The following is a 15,988-nucleotide window of genomic DNA, read 5'->3' as shown; positions in this document are numbered from 1 at the left end:
TTGAAGGCTAAAGCGGCTGTCTTGAGGGCCTTCGGTGAGCCTTTGGAGGTCACCGAAGTGGACGTGGGCGAGGGAAGTCCAGTGAGGGTCAAGGCTTCTGGGATGTGTGGGAGAGATCTGGTAATATGGAAGGGCGGTTTCAGAAACCTGAATCCACCTTTAATACTAGGTCATGAAATTTACGGGGAGCTCTATGGAAAACCTGTAGGCGTGTACGGCATGGAGACCTGCGGAGATTGCAAATATTGTAAGTCTGGTAAAGAGAACCTCTGTGAGCGTGCCAGGTTTTTTGGTGAGGGAAGACCTGGAGGTTACTCTGAGATCGTGGCTGTGGATGAAAGGAGCATTTTCCCGTTACCTGACGGGAGTTACGAAAAATATGCTGCAGCAGTTTGTCCACTGGCCACCGCTATCCACGCGAGTAAGGTTGCCCACATCAGAAAAGGAAGCCGGGTTCTGGTCACGGGTGCAGGAGGAGGAGTGGGCATTCATACCATCCAATACTTGAAAGAAATAGGGGCTGAGGTCATCTCCGTAACCTCCCCACCTAAGAGAGAGATAGTCTCCAAATTTTCAGATAGGGTAGTAACACTTGAGAACTTTTCCCGGGAAGTAGGTAAAGTGGAATACGTCCTGGAGCTAGTGGGGGCTGAAACGATAAACGAGAGCCTTAGGACTCTAGAGCCTGAAGGTACTCTGGTGCTAGTTGGAAACCTTTCCGGGAAACCCATCTCCCTGATCAGACCAGCCATGAATATAATGAGGGAGTTGAAGGTCATAGGGTCAGCATCCTATACCAGGGATGAGATCAGACAAGCCGTTGATATGATACACAAGGGACGTATAGAACCAGTGTACACTAAGTTTAGGCTAGAGGAAGTTAATCAGGCCCTGGAACTCCTTAAATCTGGTAAGGTTGTGGGAAGAGCAGTTTTATCATTATAAAAAAGTGGCAGTGACTTCCTTTGAATCCCACAACATGACAGTGATCACTGTCTCGAAAAAGAGAAATTTCAAGGCCCTTTCTAAAAAGTTTAACTTAAGTCTCCCTTACGTGATAAATGTACGCTAAGTTTTCATGGACAATGTAGAAACCGTCTTCGTAGGAAATGGGTTTCGTGTTGTACTGCTTCATCAACCTAAGCATGTCCTGCGGTCTCTTCAGTTCTATACTTGTGAGGTTAGCTGGGGGGGCTGACCCTTGAATTGAGTTCCTCGCTATGACCCTCTTTATGTCAGGCTTCCTTATGAAGAAGTACTCTATCGGTCCTGCAAATATCAGTACAGCTGCTGCATAGAAGTAGGAGTAGTTGTAACCAGTTTTTGTAGGAACCGTGATAAAAGTGTAGAAGTTCCCGCTTTCCCTGGAATCCTGTCCAATAATAACGGAAACGTTATAGGAGCTGTTCCTTATAAGGAACCCATCGGTGAGGTAAAATGGTACGGTTCCGTTTTGATACTTAGCGTTACCCTCAACGGTTATGTTTACCTCCAGCTCGTAACCGAAATCTCTTATTTTCAGTTCCTTATTTATCTCGCTCACAAGTTTACCTATGGAAGTGAAGTTAGGTGTGTATGAAAAGAACTTTTCGGTCAAGTTTCCCCTCTCAATTATCCCAAGGGACTTGGTCCACACTGGGGTCATCACGGTCTCGTTTACAGTGTAGTTCCCCGTGTAAGACAGAGCGTTTGTAATAAACGTTCCGTTCACATTCAACTTCTCCACCAATGCTGTGAACATTGAACTGGAGTTGATCACAGTTTTATTGTTGAAAAGGATCGAGTTATTTATGTAAAACGTTGTCGCATACTTAGTTTCTTCGAAGTAAGATCCAGTTACCACCTTATGCGGTACGTAAACCAAAGAGTTGGACCTCACACCAAAATAAATTAGTATAGAGCCGATCACGAGAAAGGCCAGAAGCAGGCCGAACCTAATTTTCTTTAATTTATAGTTAAACTTAATGATCCAACACCTTTACCTATATAGTATAAAGTAATCTGAGCTTTAATATTCTGTGTAGAGTTACAATAAAATTTTACTAAAAATGGATAGTAACCTGACGTGAAAACCTGTAACTCATTACCGAAATTGATATAACTCCCTGGAGTGGACACGTTGTTGGTTTGACAGTAAATGGTAATCGAAATGTGGCTAATGATGGAGGAGTAATATGGATTAATGAACATTTCCACCACTTCAGTTCCGTTTACATAGTATGTGGAATAACTTATCATGTTGTTTGTTATAACGTTCCTCCCAAAATTATTGGATACGTAGAACCCAGGAGAGAAGGAACTTACAAAGGCCAGGGAAAGTATTAGCGTTCCAAGGCCTATGATAAGGAGCATTTTCACTTTCTAGTCACCTCTTAAAATGGGTATAGCGATGAAGGCGAGGAGTAAAAGATCGCTCAATGCTGAGTAGATAAACATTGAGTACAGTGAACTTGAGATGTTTAGGATAATTGGGAGAAGTGTATACATACTGTAACTCTTTATAATTAGTGTGTGCAGTCCTTGGCTACCTTGTCCTACCACAGTCAAGTTGACCATCTTTGTTTGATGAGGATACAAGATGAAGGTCGTTGGAGTAATATTGAAGCCATTTCCCCCTAGTACGTCTATTTCGACCACCTCGGGGAATATTAACTTGTCTGTAACGTTGAAAGTATAGCTCTTGGTCTGGTTGTAGAGTAAGACTTGTAAGTTTACCGAGGGAGACGTGAGCGTTCCGCCAAACAGGTAACCTGGAGACGAGGAAACAGAGTAAACAGTAGTGAAGGAGGACGTTGAAGTGCTGGACATAATGACGAATGCCGAAAAGATGAAAAGGCCTATGAAGAATACAATGACCCCTTTTGAAGTCACGATCCTGTTATTCTTCTTGTTCATAGAACCGATTACGATAGCTATTAGGGTTAATCCTGAAAATGAGATTAGGAGGTTTGACCTTACAGTTTCCAGGACTTGGCCTAAATATGGTAATACCACCGGATTACCATTGATTGTTACCACTTCTGCATATATTTGTGAATTATTCAATGGAGGCATATATATTTGGTCTACAAAGTTGTCATTGATACCCTTGGTGATGTAGGTTCCGTTTGGAAGTATATCTACTACTTGATGGCTTATGTATGGCGGATAGCCAGGGATCTTCCCGTAATCGGGATCTCTGAACACTATAATGCTCCCATTGCTTACTTTTCCAACTAAAGGTTCAGGAATAGTTAATACCAATTCTCCAGGTTTTAAAACCGGGAACATGCTGTAACCGTAACTTACCGCGAGGAAGGTAGGTCTACCCAGTAGGTTAGCAGTCGCTATAAAGACTGAAAATAAAAAGATGAGTAGAACGACGACCTTTGTAAATATCTTGACAGCTTTTGTGAAGTACCACGAAAATGCAATTAGATACGTCATAAAAAATCCTCTTTTATCTTTTCACCCTTTAGCCTTCAGGAGATTTATGGAGAAGATACCTGATAGCCGTATAGGTTCAGAGCTGCACTGAAGGTACCTGTAGTGGCGTTTGCTGGCAAGAGAACTAACATGTAGATCAATTCTCCAGCTGCTGCTCCACTTCCTATCGTCACGCTTCCCTGACCTAACTGAGATGCTCCTGGACCATATCCTCCAAGGACTGCGAACGTCATGCCATTAACGTTCACTTGACCGTATCCACACTCTGAAACAGTTATTGAGTTGTTTGGGAAATTAGTTATAGCTGAGAAGGAACTAGGAGAGGAACCCAGGATCAATATTGTCGCATTTGGATCCAAACCCATGACGTGTTCCAATGATGCTGACAGGTTAGCACGTATGTAAGAATTGTTGGGATAATTGAATTCGGCTTCGACTAACGCAAACAAATAAGCTGCGGAGAAATCATACGTATTACCAGAAGTAGTATGGATAAATGCGCCATAGTTAACAGAGCCAGGTGCAATAGCTGGAAGAGATATAGTTAAACCACCATTGTTCTGAACTGCAGAGAACTCTATTGGATCTATTTGCAGCAAAGCGTTTTCACTGTCTATCGATACTACGCTTCCTTGAGCTAGGTTGCTCACTACAAATCCCGCCACGAAGGCTTGGTAGACAAGCAATGTCGACAGCACTAGAGCTATTGACATTGCCACTACCAGTTTTAAATTTAGGTTCATTTTTTCATTCACTGAAAGACTCTTCTCCTAACCTTTATTTAAGTATATAAGGAAAAAAACTTAAAAAAACATATGCGTTAATTAATTTTAGCATCTATGTCTTTCTATGACGAAAGTTGCTATGGACAGAGATGTACATAGAACGTTAAGGTAGGATCTTCTACTGAAAGCTAAAATCTATAGAAAGAAAGTTTAAATTGTCAGATATAGTTGATGTAATAGATTCTACAATGGGGCAACAAAAAAGAAATGATATAGAGATTAAGGTAAAGTTGCTAGAGTCATGTAAAGAAGGGATAAAGAGAACCAGATTAATGTATTTATCAAATCTGAGTTACAGGACGTTCTGCAAATACGTTGATTTCCTTATAGACTCAGGCTTTATTACGTATGAAGAAAAAGAATATAGAATAACTAAGAAGGGGCAACAGTATCTTCGAAGTGCTAAGGAGTATTTAGAGTTGAAAGAGAAACTGAAAAAACTAAGGGAAGAGGTATCTTAATGATATCCTAAATGAGTTCATGGTCTTTTAACTGAGTTATGGATTTACCCAGAGGTTTTCATTTTTGGTTAGTTTACTGGTTTTATTATCCTTTATTTTGAGCCTGTTTTTGGTAATTTCTATACGACCTTCCACACAGAACTTCATGAGGAGGATTGAGGATAGAAAGAAAGAGGCGAATATGAAGAAAACTTTAGACTTTCTTATAGAGCTCACCCAATTAATGGGGGACAGTGAAACAGCAAGTCTAGTTGAGGAAGTCATGACATATATTACAAACATGAGAGGTAAGGATTGGGAGGAGATTTATGAAGCCACTGCCAAGAGGATAAAACCTATAGAGAGACAACTGAGTGCATTGGCTAAGAAAGCAAGAGAGATCAGCGAAATCGAGAAAACATCCGATAAAATTCGCCTCTATTACAGAATCCTTAATGGTGTGTCCATTGCTCTCCTGTCAAGTGCCGGTTTCTTAATTGTTTTAGCTGTAGTTTTCCCTCAGTTAAATAACTTATATCTTCCATTCATATTATCAGCTGAGCTTATAGAGAGTCAGATAATATTAGTCGCGTTTGTTTTATTAGCAAGGGAATATAGAAAGATAGACATAAACATTTTCTACAAAAATAAAGATCCTCTCAATAGATTAGGAAACCCAAACCCCTGATAGATGGAATGACCAATTGGGGGGAGCAGTTTAACGGATTCATCACTAAAGCTGTTTATGTGGTATAGAAATCGTAAAAATAGCTAAGATCCAAAAATTAGACTGGAACTAGCTTATAGGTTAAGTAACCTTCAGGTTCTCTCTTGACTATCTCCAACCTGACCTTTCCGCCGACCTTAATCTTCTCCCTTGGCCCATCTATCCAAGCAGTGACATTAGTTTCCTTAAATTTAGCTATCCCTACCACGTAGTCAGGGTAGTGGGCGAACGAAGGTGGTTTTACTGATATTACGGTGTAAGTGACTATTTCCCCTTCCCCTACTATTTCCATCCACTCCAGATCAGTAACCTTGCACTTGGGACAGTCGTTCTGTGGAGGGAAGTAGACTGAACCGCATTTACCGCACTTGGTAGCTAGAATCTTACCGTTCCTTAACCCTTCGAAGAACTTAGAGATCTTTTTGACTGGAATTTGGTATCTCAGGTCTAACTCCCTCACATCAGCCCAAAGTAGGTTACCAGTCTTGGGCTCGGGATAGATGGGTAAGCCCGTCATTTTAGTTATAGCGTCCAACTGCCTTAGGGCTTCTCTAATGTCCCTCTGCTTAGCCTCTCTCACATCCTCAATCATGCTGACGGCCTCCTTGTGGAAAATAGGGTGACGTAGGCGTAATGCCCAGTTCCACCCACATTATGTGCTAGAGCCCTTCCGTTCTTGATTTCAGCCTGCATTGCTTTGTTAGGAGCTCTATAGAGGAGTTGTCTGGTCATGGATACAGCCATGCTTACCCCAGTGGCACCTATGGGGTGACCCTTGGCCTTGAGCCCGCCATCAACGTTTACAGGAATTCTTCCACCCACGTAAGTCTGATCCTCCCTCGCCAAAAGCATACCTTCACCTCTCTTCGCGAACTTTAGGTCCTCATATGCCACAATCTCAGCGATGGTGAAGCAGTCGTGGACATCAGCCACGTCAATAGCCCTCCAGGGCGAGTCGGTATCTATCTTTGCCCTTCTATAAACCTGTTCGGCTGCAAGCCTAGCGGCCTCGATGGTGGTAAAGTCCGTCCTTCTAGACAGGTTAGCTGTTCCGGAGGCAGTACCTTGGGCCTCAATCCAAACTGGGGAATCGGTCAGCTTCCTTGCTAGTTCCTCAGAGGCCAATACCACAGCGGCAGCACCGTCCGTGATTGGGGATGAGTCCAGGAGCTTTAGAGGCCACGCAACTGGTCTGGAGCTTAGGTACTCTTGCATGGTTATCTCCTTCTGGAAATGGGCGTAAGGGTTCATGGCTCCGTAATGGTGGGCCTTTATGGCAACCTTACCTAGATCTTCCTCCTTCATTCCGTACTTGTTCATATACGCAGTAGCGTAGAGAGCATAATACCCTGGAAAAGTAAGTCCAAAGTTCTCAAATTCCCAAAAGTAGTTCCCTGCTCTTCCTATCATTTCAACTACGTTAGGATTGGGAGATTGATGCATTTGTTCCACCCCCACCGCCATGGCTAGGTCAACCTCACCAGACTTCACAGCAAGGAACGCGTCCCTCAACGCTGCGCTACCTGATGCACATGCTGCCTCAACCCTCATGGTTCCGCCAGGTGTTAGATCACAATACTCTCCTACTACCACTGCAGGTAAGGGTTCGGCGCTCCACGTTCCCACATTACCAACAGAGAAGTATTTAATATCTCTTTGTTCTACGTTGGCCTCCTCCAAAGCTTGTTTAACGGCCTCCCACGCAAGCTCCTGGAGGTTCACATCTGTTCTAGAGCCGAACTTGGAATGTCCGGTTCCAATTATGGCGACACTTGTCATATTACAATATTCACGTTAAGGGTTTTAAAACTAAGATATGGATCTAAAGAGGGGGCTATCATATGGAATTTGTTAAAATGAAGAGACTAGCTCCTAAGTGGTGAGGTCGCTGAGGAAGGTAGCATAGTCATTCTCAACGACCCCAACTATGCCTGCTGAACCCCATAAAGAAAAGGCAACATAAAAAACATTAGACAGGAAAAATATATTAGTTGAGAAAGTTAAAATAATAAACCGTGGCTTACGAGACCAAATTCATATCGCCTTACTCTTTCATAACTCTCCTTGTTCCAATATTCGCGTTAGTAATTGTCCTGACCCTGAGAAATCTGGTGTGGTTGAATTATATTCACGTTTTAACTGGAGGAACGTGGACTGGAGTGGATCTCTTCATGGGACTCGTCATGAGTAGGGTATTAAGATCACTGGACCCAAAAAGCAGGGCTGAGATAATAAAGAGATTGGTCCCAATGATGCTTTTCTTCATGCCTTCGTTGGCAGCAGTGGCAACTACTGCAGGTTTCTTTCTCGCCTCATGGTTAGGCATATTTAGTTTCAAGAACATTCTAATCCTCCTTTCTGGGGTAATAGTGTTAATCCTGATCATACAAGGTTTCGGAGTAATAGTGCCCAATGAAGTGAGGATAGTCCTGGAGCTCAGGAAGGAGGAACCGGATTTAAATAAAGTTGTGAAATTGGGGATGAGGAACATCTACGTATCAGGAAGTCAGGTTGTATTTCAGATAGTTATTATTTTCATAATGGCAAACTTGGTTTTATAAGTATCATCAATATTGCTATCACTCGTGATGAAAAGGAAATAGCAACGATCAATCGCGATAGGATTCCGAGGGGAGACTACAAGAGGGGTCACAACTCCCTTGAGAGGAGCCCTGTAGAGGCGAAAATCGCAACACTATTCTATAAAGAGATTTAATTATTGTCCAGTTTCTCAAGATCTATATATAAAAGCTTAAATAGCATAGATTCTAACTATAGATAGGGAAATAGATGAAAAGTTACGACCTAGACCCTAAGTCAACCGATGTAGAGATTCTAGAGTACCTCGAGCGGAGGGGAAGGGATAGGGCGTCCAACATATCAAAGGCAACTAATCTTAACCCAAAGACAGTATGGCAATCCCTTCAGCGTCTAACAGAGGCATCCCTCGTGACTAAGGATGAGTTTGATATCTATTATGTGACTGATGAAGGGAAAAAGATTGTGGATAAAGTAAGGAGCGACAGGAAAATGAAGATGAAGTATCTGGCAGCAAAAATTGCAAGGCATGTGGAAGAGCTGGACGAGAGTGAGATAGACACTTTGGAGAAGCTCGAGAAAGAGATTAGTAAGTAAATTAAATTTCAAAGTCCGTTACCCTCAGGATTCCTATATAATTACTTGATAGTTTTAATAGGGTAAATAAGAATATTTATATATACAAAAATTTTTAATGGGATCTAACCATATTTATTTGTGGTTTTATCCGGAGAACTAATATGAAAACTTTCAAGAATTTTAATATGAAAGCTTACTCGTTCTTTTACGTTGGCTTGGGTAACGTAGTCTTTAAGCTGAACTATAGGATAATAAACGCTATGCCAGCGAGGACCAAGAGGTATCTCGTGGAGAGAATGTTGGGTGGCCTATGGACTGACGAAAACTCCCTAGACTTAACCCACACGATAACCAGTACCGGAGAGATTCGTAATATTAACGACGCAAACTTGAAGTCAGAAGCTGGGGTTTTCACAGGAGAGTCGGTTATAATGACGAAGGGCGTCAACCTTGGGGAATTGGGGATACCCACGGATAGTCTCGGATCTATGAGGAGAGGATTTCGTAATTGGTTCACAAATGGAGGGATAGATCTCATGGAGGCTGTGGAAGACGGTAATCCAAGGGCTCTGGAGTTAAGCAGGAAATTGGGTACCAATTTGGAAGCGAGGACCTTAAGGACTCTTGTTCACGAGTATATTCATTGGAGATCCTTGAAGGAGACCTCCATGGCGACCATTATTGACGCAGTGTCTTGGAGGGTGGAATTAGATCAGTCGGTTTTCGCCGAGGCCTCGCATAGGGTAGGTGGCATAGGCAGGAGACTGAATGAGGACACAATAAATTACATCTCGGAAAATAAAGATGAAATAGTAAAGAATATGAGCGAGGCTCAAGGTGCGGAGTCCATCCTTTATGATCTTGCTACGCATGGATATTTCCTATCGTTGTATTACCCTGCCATGATATCCGTTTTAATGGAACCGGTGGCGTGGGCTCTGGTGGAAGACGACTTAGTTAAGGAAAAGGAGAAGTACCTCGACTATTACTTTTCTTACCTATCTGCGAAGTCCAGGCACATAGCTGAAGAAATATTGGATAGAAGCGTAGAGTACCTTAAAGATGGCACCAGGACATCCCTCGTGGAGGCCTGTAGGAGGGCTTTGGACTTTCCACTTAAGGAGGCTGAGTCCGAGAGGTTAATTGGCGAGGTCAACCCGTCAGAGGCTACCTCGCAGTTAGAAAGGGCTCACGGGTTACTCAGGGATAGATTCCTCAAATCCCTGGAGGGTAGAGTGGAAGTTGAGACAAGGAGGAACAAGTCCTTTAGGAAGTCCATAGTCTACGCTACCAAAAAGACGGCTCACAACCCTTTCAGTTTAGACATTGTGATGGAGAACCTTGAGCCAGCCATTTACGGTCTTTCCATGATGACATCGAGGTTCGCAAAGCTAGCATTAGATAGACCTTCGTTTCTGGTTTACTCTAGATCTCCAGATGGAGATCCAGTAATTCTAGTGTACGACATTTCCTCCCCACACATTATGTCAAAGGATAGTTACACCAAGGGAGGTTTCTTCTCAACACAAGTTGGTAAACCTATTTACAGGCTCATGGATATGGTAGGTGATGTCGGTTACACTTTAGTCCCTTCTCTCCTCATACTTTACTACTCATCCTTTGTTGGAAAAGTGGACGACGAGATCATCTTGAAACAGTTGGTGAACCTGGGTTTTCCCATAAGGTTTTTTGACCCAAGTGGATACAAGTCCTACCTGAGGCTAGTGAAGAAAATTCTAGACGGATCCTTCTCTGAGTGGAAGTCCCTTTACTCTTCCCTGATTACAGAGGGGAACGGCTTTCAGGACTTCATGGACTATTGGCTTTCCTTGATAGAGGAGTTGGGCCCAGCTTCTAGGTTCCTATACTCAGAGCAGGGGATGCAGAGTTAATTAGATATCCATTTCCCGCTAGGAGGACCTTTTTCCAATTCATGATGTTAACCATTGAAAGTCAACCTGAAAAGCAGGGATTTCATCTTTCAACTCAATTCGGGTGAAACCATTTAGACAACTAAAATTATTTTTCTAAACAAGCAATAGAGGATGTGAAAGTAGAACTTATTACCAATGTAAATCCCTAGCCTGCCTTGGGTACCAGACCACCTAAGTCTACTGTAATGGTATCTCCATCTTCCAGTCCTTCAGAACAAGCTAGTTCTTCCCAACCTTAGCTTAGTTTTAAAATCCTGGATAACCCTTCCCCATATGGAACCTTCAAAAGCCTACTCATATAGAGTAATTTCAGATATAAGGTTAGAAAGGCTTGGTCTATTTCATGTGGAGACCTGGATCCAAGGGAACTCCTACTTCAGCTCAATCTTCTTGGAGAAAAAGCCCATAACCAAAGGTAAGGAGAGCGCTCCAAAGATAATCAATGACGAGCTTTACTACATTAAAACCGAAAGCTCCGCGAAACTAATAGCTCAGGGCATATATGGGGAACCTAGGGAAGTCCTTGAGATGGGAAAGATAATGAAGTTCGACAAGCATGAGAAGGGGATTCTCGTTCTGGGCGAGGAGGTTGTGAAGGAGAAGGACGCCCCATTTGTTACGAGAAAGAGGAAGTACAGGTTTGATGGTAGAGGTCTACTAAGGTCCAGAACGTCACTTTACCTGTTGGAAAGGGATAAGTTTAGGAAAGTTTTAGGTGGGGACTTCGACGTAACTGATTTCGCCACAAACGGAAAGAGAGTGGTGGTAGCTACCTCTGAACCCGACGATGAAATGAACATCCAGTCAGTCTTTGAGCTAGATGTAAACAACGGTGACACCAAAAGGCTGGCGGGGGAAGGCTTAGTCTCCTCCCTAGCTATGAACTTAAGGGGAGATGTGGTGTATATAGGACATAATAGGGGAAAGACCCCTTGGGCAGTTAAGGAGGTCATATTTCCAGAGGAGGGAAAGAGCTACATGTGCGGAAAGACTTGTGGCTCATACGTGCTAACGGACGTGTTTGATGGATCTAAGGACAGAGTGGTATACGTAAACGATGAGGTTATATCCATGGGCCAGGAAGGTGGATCTACCAACCTCTTTAGGATTGTTGACGGAAAGGTGGAAAGGATGACCAGTGGAAATCATGTTGTGAGGTTTTTCGACTATGACGGAGTTTCCTTGGCTTATAGCGTGACTACTCCAGAGAAGCCTTCCCTCCTCTATCACGAGGAGGGAGTGTATGACCCTAACCCAGAACTAAAGGGGTTTTCTCCAGTGGAAGTTAAATCTGAAATACAGGGATGGGGTATAATCACAGGAGAGGGCAACCCAACTATCCTCTTCATTCACGGCGGTCCACACATGGCCTACGGTTACTCCTACTTCACGGAGTTTCAGTTCTTCGCCTCCCAAGGGTTTAACGTCCTTTACGCTAACCCTGCAGGTAGTCAAGGGTATGGTGAAGAGTTCGCGAGGAGATGTGTAGGGAACTGGGGTGGAGAGGACATGAGGCAGCTCCTCCAGTTCCTCAATGACGCAAAGAAGCAGTTTAATCTAAGCGGAAAGTTCGGTGTCACTGGAGGGTCTTACGGAGGCTTCATGACCAACTGGATCGTAACGCAGACCGACGTCTTCTCTGCAGCCGTAAGTGAGAGGAGCATATCTAACCTAGTTAGCATGTGCGGAACCAGCGACATAGGCTTTTGGTTCAATGCCGTAGAGTCAGGTATAGAGGACCCATGGACTGAAGAGAGCATTGAGAAGCTCACTAAGATGTCACCCATCTATTACGTGAAAAGGGTCAAAACTCCCATCATGCTCATTCACGGGGAGGACGACTTCAGGTGTCCAGTAGAGCAGGCTGAGCAGTTTCATGTTGCATTGAGGTCCAATAACGTTGAAAGCGTATTGGTCAGGTACCCTGGGGAGGGCCACGAACACGCTAGGAAGGGGAAGCCAGAAAACATGGTTCATAGGCTGAGTAAGAAACTTGAGTGGTTTGAAGAGCACCTAAAAAAGGGGGATAGCTCTACTTCTTAGAGGCCTCTCTCCTTAGAACGTATTTCTGCATTTTTCCTGTCGCTGTCATGGGTATAGTACCAAACTCCACTATCTTGGGGCACTCGAAGTGGGCAAGTCTCTTTTTGCAGAACTCTATTACCTCTTCTGCCGACAACCTTGCTCCGTCCTTGAGCTCTATCCTTGCAGTGACCACTTCTCCCCATTTGGGATCTGGAGTCCCATAGACCGCCACTGCCTTAACCCCATCCAGCTCCATTAGAGTCTTTTCGACCAACTGGCTGGATACCTTCTCTCCTCCAGTGTTAATGAGATCCTTAAACCTATCCACTATCTCTATGTAACCGTCAGGGTGAACAACTGCTGCGTCTCCGGAGTGGAACCACCCATCCCTAAAGGACTCCAAGGTTTTCTCCGTGTTCTTGTAGTAACCCAAAGCGACGTTATGTCCCCTCATGACTACCTCCCCTATTGTTTTTCCGTCCCAGGGTACCGGTTTACCCTCAGGGTCAAATACGTCCATTTCAAACCCCACGTAAGGGATGCCTTGTCTGGCCTTTAGTCTGGCCCTCTCCTCCAGAGGTAGTTCATTCCATTCGTCCCTCCACTCACAGATTGAGTGTGGACCGTAAGTCTCGGTCAGACCATATACGTGACTCATCTCTCCTCCTACTTCCTCCACTGACCTCAATACAGCCGGAGCTGGTGCGGCGCCAGCCACAACCATGTGGACTTTCCGCTTGAACTTTAACGCGTTCCTCTTCATATGATCAACCAAGTTCACGTATACGGTAGGTGCAGCACACATGTGTGTGACCTTCTCTCTATCAATCAGTTGGTAAATGAGGGGATAATCGACCTTATCCAGGCAGACGTTGGTCGCCCCCACAGCTACCGTAGCCCAAGGGAAACCCCAACCCGCAGCGTGGAACATTGGCAATGTCCAGAGATAGGCGGAATTTATACTCATCTGATGCTCAAGGGCCTCTGCCATAGCGTTGAGGAATGCGCCCCTGTGGTGGTGCATGACACCCTTGGGAAGACCTGTAGTCCCTGAAGTATAGTAAAGGGTTATCATGGAGTATTCGTCCTCAACAGGTATTGGGAGTTTGTTCGGAGACCCATCCCTCACAAGTTCCTTATATGTAATAACGTCCTTTCTATCACTTTCCTTTAGAGTGGGGTTCTCCTCGTCCTCCAAGAGGATGATCTCAGCCTTAATCCTCTCCCTTACCTCATTGAGGGAACTAAGGAAAGGTTCGTCAACCACGACGTATCTGGACTCCGAGTGGTTAATGATGTACTCCATCTCCTTGGGGGAGAGCCTGAAGTTTATAGGTACTAGGACTCCTGCAGCGAAAGGAACCCCAAAGAAAGCTTCCAGGAACTCGGGTCTGTTCCGGGAAACGAAAGATACCTTGTCCTCCCTCTTTAAACCTCTCTTAAGGAAAGCGTTGGCCTGTAACATCACGTTCTCGTAGAACTTTTCGTAGCTGTATCTTCTGTCCCTATATACTACCGCTGTCTTATCCTTGAAATATTTGGTCCTATCCAAAAAAATCAACGGAGTAAGTACAGAGTACCAAGCTCCTGACTGGTCCACTCCCTCGTATTTAGGAGAGTTCATATTAGAGAATATAAAGGCTGAAAAATAAAGGTTAGCTTCACGAATACCCTATTAGACCTCCTACTCTGGTGGTATCTCTTGGAATAACACGTTAATGTCCAATCCCTTTTTCTTTGCCCTCCAGTTTGAGATTAAGTAAATCCCTAAACCGAGACCGTATATAATTATTAGGGAAGCTATGGTCTCAGCGTTTATGGGCAACAACACGGGGTTATTCCAAGTGTAGACCAAAAGGGCTATCACGAAGGCGAAGACAAGGGATCCAACTAAGGTAACGACGGGAATCCCTAAGATCTTTCTCCTACTAGGGAAAGAGGTCTCATAAACGTTTCTTCTTAAAAACGGCATAAGGGCAGCTGAAATCGCGAACACTCCGTAACCTATTTCAAACACCACTGTTACATCTACGAGGGATACTGGCGTGTTGAAGGCATAAAGGAGTAGTCCTACAACCCCCAGAACAGAAACTAGTAGCGTAGCTTTAACTGGGGCTCTGACCCTCTCGTTGACGTCCGCTAACCATTCCGGGGCTATCCTGTCGAACGACCATGAAAACAGATATCTTACCAAACCTGTCACGAGAGGAGGATTACTGTAGAAGTTCGGGAGCCAAAGTGCCAAGAACATTATAAGGAAGAGGGGAAGGCTGTGGGTAACCAGGAACGCGAAGTAAGGTGTGAAGTCGCCGATGCTTTGTAGGTTAGAGTAAACCGTATCATTGAGGCCCTGGTTGCTGATGTAGCTCCAAGATGTCAAGAACTCCCCTCCGAAAGCGTGGACATTTAGGAAGGTGAACAGGGTGTAGTAGGCGCCTATAATCAGGATTGACACTATGGTGGCATAGAGCACGTTCTTCCTCACGTTCTTCATCTCACCACTCCAGGATAGTGGGAGGTTATACCAGGTGTAGTAGTACCATATAACTGGCGCAGCTAGAAAGGTGGCATATATTGGGTCTCCAAACTTCAGTCCGTTGCTCTCGGCGTTATTTATTACCTCTTGGTACGCTCCGTTTATACCTGTAGAACTTGAGAGGGCGGTTGCGAACTGGGAGGGATGAATTTGGTATAAAGCAACGAACATAACCAAGGTGGACAGGAAAGTAATTATGCCAGCTGTTGTCACAAACTTCCACTGGGCTCTTGGAACTGAAGCCAGGACTGAGGATATGGCGACAATTATAACCCCCACTATTATGCTCCCCTGAGTTCCAGAGAACCAGCTACCCAGGTTCATTAACGCCTGGTTTCCATACGCTAAGCCAAGTCCAGAGAACAAGTACCCAAACCACTGAGCACCTAGGTAGCTGTAGTAACCTAAGGATAGACCGAACCCCACGAAAAGTCCGAAGTAGTTCACGAAACCCACGATCGGGTTAACTGCCCTGCTGTTGAACACGTAATCACCACCTGCTCTCGGCATCGCGATCCCCGCTAGGTAAAATAGATACGCCATGCCTAACGTAGGTGGTAAGGTAAAGAGAAACGCTAAGGGCCAATTTGCCCCAGGAGCTGTAAAAAGCCAAGTTAGTATAAGTATAGGAACTCCTCCGGTGACAAGCCCGAAGGTTGCGAACATGGAAGACCAAGGACTTACTTCTCTAACTAAACCGGAGGACTCCCTTATGAAAAGGGTCTTCTTCTCTTCCATTTCCATGAAAGGGAAGAGAATCTAAATTTAAGCTTAACTACTATTTATAATTATAAAATATCCCTTAATGTTATAGTGCGCGAACAACAGTTCTATCCACTCCCATAAAATTCAATTTTATTATGACTCCGCTCAGGAATCCCTAGAGGAGTTGGTAGAAAGCCAAAGGATCTCAAACGCTCCTTGAAGTGTTGTTGGGTTTTATAAAAGAGCCCTCATAACTTTCTACTTGGTTTTCAGATCTAATAAGCTTAGATATC

General features: G+C 44.2%; 15 protein-coding genes. 7 read left to right on the top strand and 8 right to left on the bottom strand.

Annotated features, from left to right (window positions below; genetic code table 11):
* Entirely contained in the window at positions 1–945 is a 945-nt protein-coding gene (locus tag GWK48_RS07465) for an alcohol dehydrogenase catalytic domain-containing protein (RefSeq protein WP_174631008.1), read from the top strand.
* A gap of 94 nt (positions 946–1,039) precedes the next feature.
* On the opposite strand, the gene GWK48_RS07460 is transcribed toward GWK48_RS07465, so the two are convergent.
* The 4 genes from GWK48_RS07460 to GWK48_RS07445 form a co-directional block, all read right to left on the bottom strand.
* Positions 1,040–1,864 (bottom strand): hypothetical protein, encoded by an 825-nt coding sequence (locus tag GWK48_RS07460; protein WP_246263776.1) that lies wholly within the window; start codon positions 1,862–1,864, stop codon positions 1,040–1,042.
* Between the two features lie 80 nt (positions 1,865–1,944).
* On the bottom strand, positions 1,945–2,358 hold the full coding sequence (locus GWK48_RS07455) for a hypothetical protein (protein ID WP_174631004.1): 414 nt from the start codon (positions 2,356–2,358) through the stop codon (positions 1,945–1,947).
* A 3-nt stretch (positions 2,359–2,361) separates the two neighbouring features.
* A complete protein-coding gene (locus GWK48_RS07450; RefSeq protein WP_174631002.1) occupies positions 2,362–3,426 on the bottom strand; it encodes a S24/S26 family peptidase in 1,065 nt (354 codons plus the stop codon).
* A gap of 44 nt (positions 3,427–3,470) precedes the next feature.
* Complete coding sequence (locus GWK48_RS07445) at positions 3,471–4,181, bottom strand: hypothetical protein (RefSeq protein WP_246263775.1); 711 nt, start codon at positions 4,179–4,181, stop codon at positions 3,471–3,473.
* Between the two features lie 185 nt (positions 4,182–4,366).
* Here GWK48_RS07445 and GWK48_RS07440 point away from each other — a divergent pair, with 185 nt between their 5' ends.
* Together GWK48_RS07440 and GWK48_RS07435 are read left to right on the top strand one after the other, a co-directional pair.
* Complete coding sequence (locus GWK48_RS07440; RefSeq protein ID WP_246263774.1) at positions 4,367–4,672, top strand: winged helix-turn-helix domain-containing protein; 306 nt, start codon at positions 4,367–4,369, stop codon at positions 4,670–4,672.
* A 145-nt stretch (positions 4,673–4,817) separates the two neighbouring features.
* A complete protein-coding gene (locus tag GWK48_RS07435) occupies positions 4,818–5,339 on the top strand; it encodes a hypothetical protein (protein WP_174631000.1) in 522 nt (173 codons plus the stop codon).
* A 97-nt stretch (positions 5,340–5,436) separates the two neighbouring features.
* Here the strand turns inward: GWK48_RS07435 and GWK48_RS07430 are convergent, their stop codons facing one another.
* Entirely contained in the window at positions 5,437–5,970 is a 534-nt protein-coding gene (locus GWK48_RS07430) for a Zn-ribbon domain-containing OB-fold protein (RefSeq protein WP_174630998.1), read from the bottom strand.
* A complete protein-coding gene (locus GWK48_RS07425; protein WP_174630996.1) occupies positions 5,967–7,157 on the bottom strand; it encodes a thiolase domain-containing protein in 1,191 nt (396 codons plus the stop codon). The genes GWK48_RS07430 and GWK48_RS07425 overlap by 4 nt, the downstream gene beginning before the upstream one ends.
* A 236-nt stretch (positions 7,158–7,393) precedes the next feature.
* Here GWK48_RS07425 and GWK48_RS07420 point away from each other — a divergent pair, with 236 nt between their 5' ends.
* From GWK48_RS07420 to GWK48_RS07405, 4 genes are all read left to right on the top strand, one after another.
* Positions 7,394–7,939: a hypothetical protein gene (locus GWK48_RS07420; RefSeq protein WP_174630994.1), complete on the top strand. Its 546-nt coding sequence runs from the start codon at positions 7,394–7,396 to the stop codon at positions 7,937–7,939.
* 229 nt (positions 7,940–8,168) lie between these two features.
* Positions 8,169–8,513, top strand: a complete 345-nt coding sequence (locus GWK48_RS07415; protein ID WP_174630992.1) for a winged helix-turn-helix domain-containing protein — start codon at positions 8,169–8,171, stop codon at positions 8,511–8,513.
* Positions 8,514–8,680: 167 nt separating this feature from the next.
* Complete coding sequence (locus GWK48_RS07410; RefSeq protein ID WP_174630990.1) at positions 8,681–10,387, top strand: hypothetical protein; 1,707 nt, start codon at positions 8,681–8,683, stop codon at positions 10,385–10,387.
* 315 nt (positions 10,388–10,702) lie between these two features.
* On the top strand, positions 10,703–12,472 hold the full coding sequence (locus tag GWK48_RS07405) for an alpha/beta hydrolase family protein (RefSeq protein WP_174630988.1): 1,770 nt from the start codon (positions 10,703–10,705) through the stop codon (positions 12,470–12,472).
* On the opposite strand, the gene GWK48_RS07400 is transcribed toward GWK48_RS07405, so the two are convergent.
* Complete coding sequence (locus GWK48_RS07400; RefSeq protein ID WP_174630986.1) at positions 12,462–14,078, bottom strand: acyl--CoA ligase family protein; 1,617 nt, start codon at positions 14,076–14,078, stop codon at positions 12,462–12,464. The two genes, GWK48_RS07405 and GWK48_RS07400, sit on opposite strands and share 11 nt — an antisense overlap.
* 60 nt (positions 14,079–14,138) lie before the next feature.
* Positions 14,139–15,728 carry an APC family permease gene (locus GWK48_RS07395; protein WP_174630984.1) on the bottom strand — a complete coding sequence of 530 codons (1,590 nt, stop codon included), beginning with the start codon at positions 15,726–15,728 and terminating at the stop codon, positions 14,139–14,141.
* Between the last annotated feature and the right edge of the window lie 260 nt (positions 15,729–15,988).

The sequence above is a fragment of the Metallosphaera tengchongensis genome, assembly GCF_013343295.1.
GTDB classification, from domain to species: domain Archaea; phylum Thermoproteota; class Thermoprotei_A; order Sulfolobales; family Sulfolobaceae; genus Metallosphaera; species Metallosphaera tengchongensis.
Note: the sequence above shows the minus strand (reverse complement) of the source record. Positions and strands in the feature narration are given on the sequence as shown.

Coding starts and splice junctions, on each gene's coding strand:
- GWK48_RS07450 (WP_174631002.1), bottom strand. CDS start 3,426: ATGACGTATCTAATTGCATTTTCGTGGTACTTCACAAAAGCTGTCAAG.
- GWK48_RS07435 (WP_174631000.1), top strand. CDS start 4,818: ATGAGGAGGATTGAGGATAGAAAGAAAGAGGCGAATATGAAGAAAACT.
- GWK48_RS07430 (WP_174630998.1), bottom strand. CDS start 5,970: ATGATTGAGGATGTGAGAGAGGCTAAGCAGAGGGACATTAGAGAAGCC.
- GWK48_RS07425 (WP_174630996.1), bottom strand. CDS start 7,157: ATGACAAGTGTCGCCATAATTGGAACCGGACATTCCAAGTTCGGCTCT.
- GWK48_RS07415 (WP_174630992.1), top strand. CDS start 8,169: ATGAAAAGTTACGACCTAGACCCTAAGTCAACCGATGTAGAGATTCTA.
- GWK48_RS07410 (WP_174630990.1), top strand. CDS start 8,681: ATGAAAGCTTACTCGTTCTTTTACGTTGGCTTGGGTAACGTAGTCTTT.
- GWK48_RS07405 (WP_174630988.1), top strand. CDS start 10,703: ATGGAACCTTCAAAAGCCTACTCATATAGAGTAATTTCAGATATAAGG.
- GWK48_RS07400 (WP_174630986.1), bottom strand. CDS start 14,078: ATGAACTCTCCTAAATACGAGGGAGTGGACCAGTCAGGAGCTTGGTAC.
- GWK48_RS07395 (WP_174630984.1), bottom strand. CDS start 15,728: ATGGAAGAGAAGAAGACCCTTTTCATAAGGGAGTCCTCCGGTTTAGTT.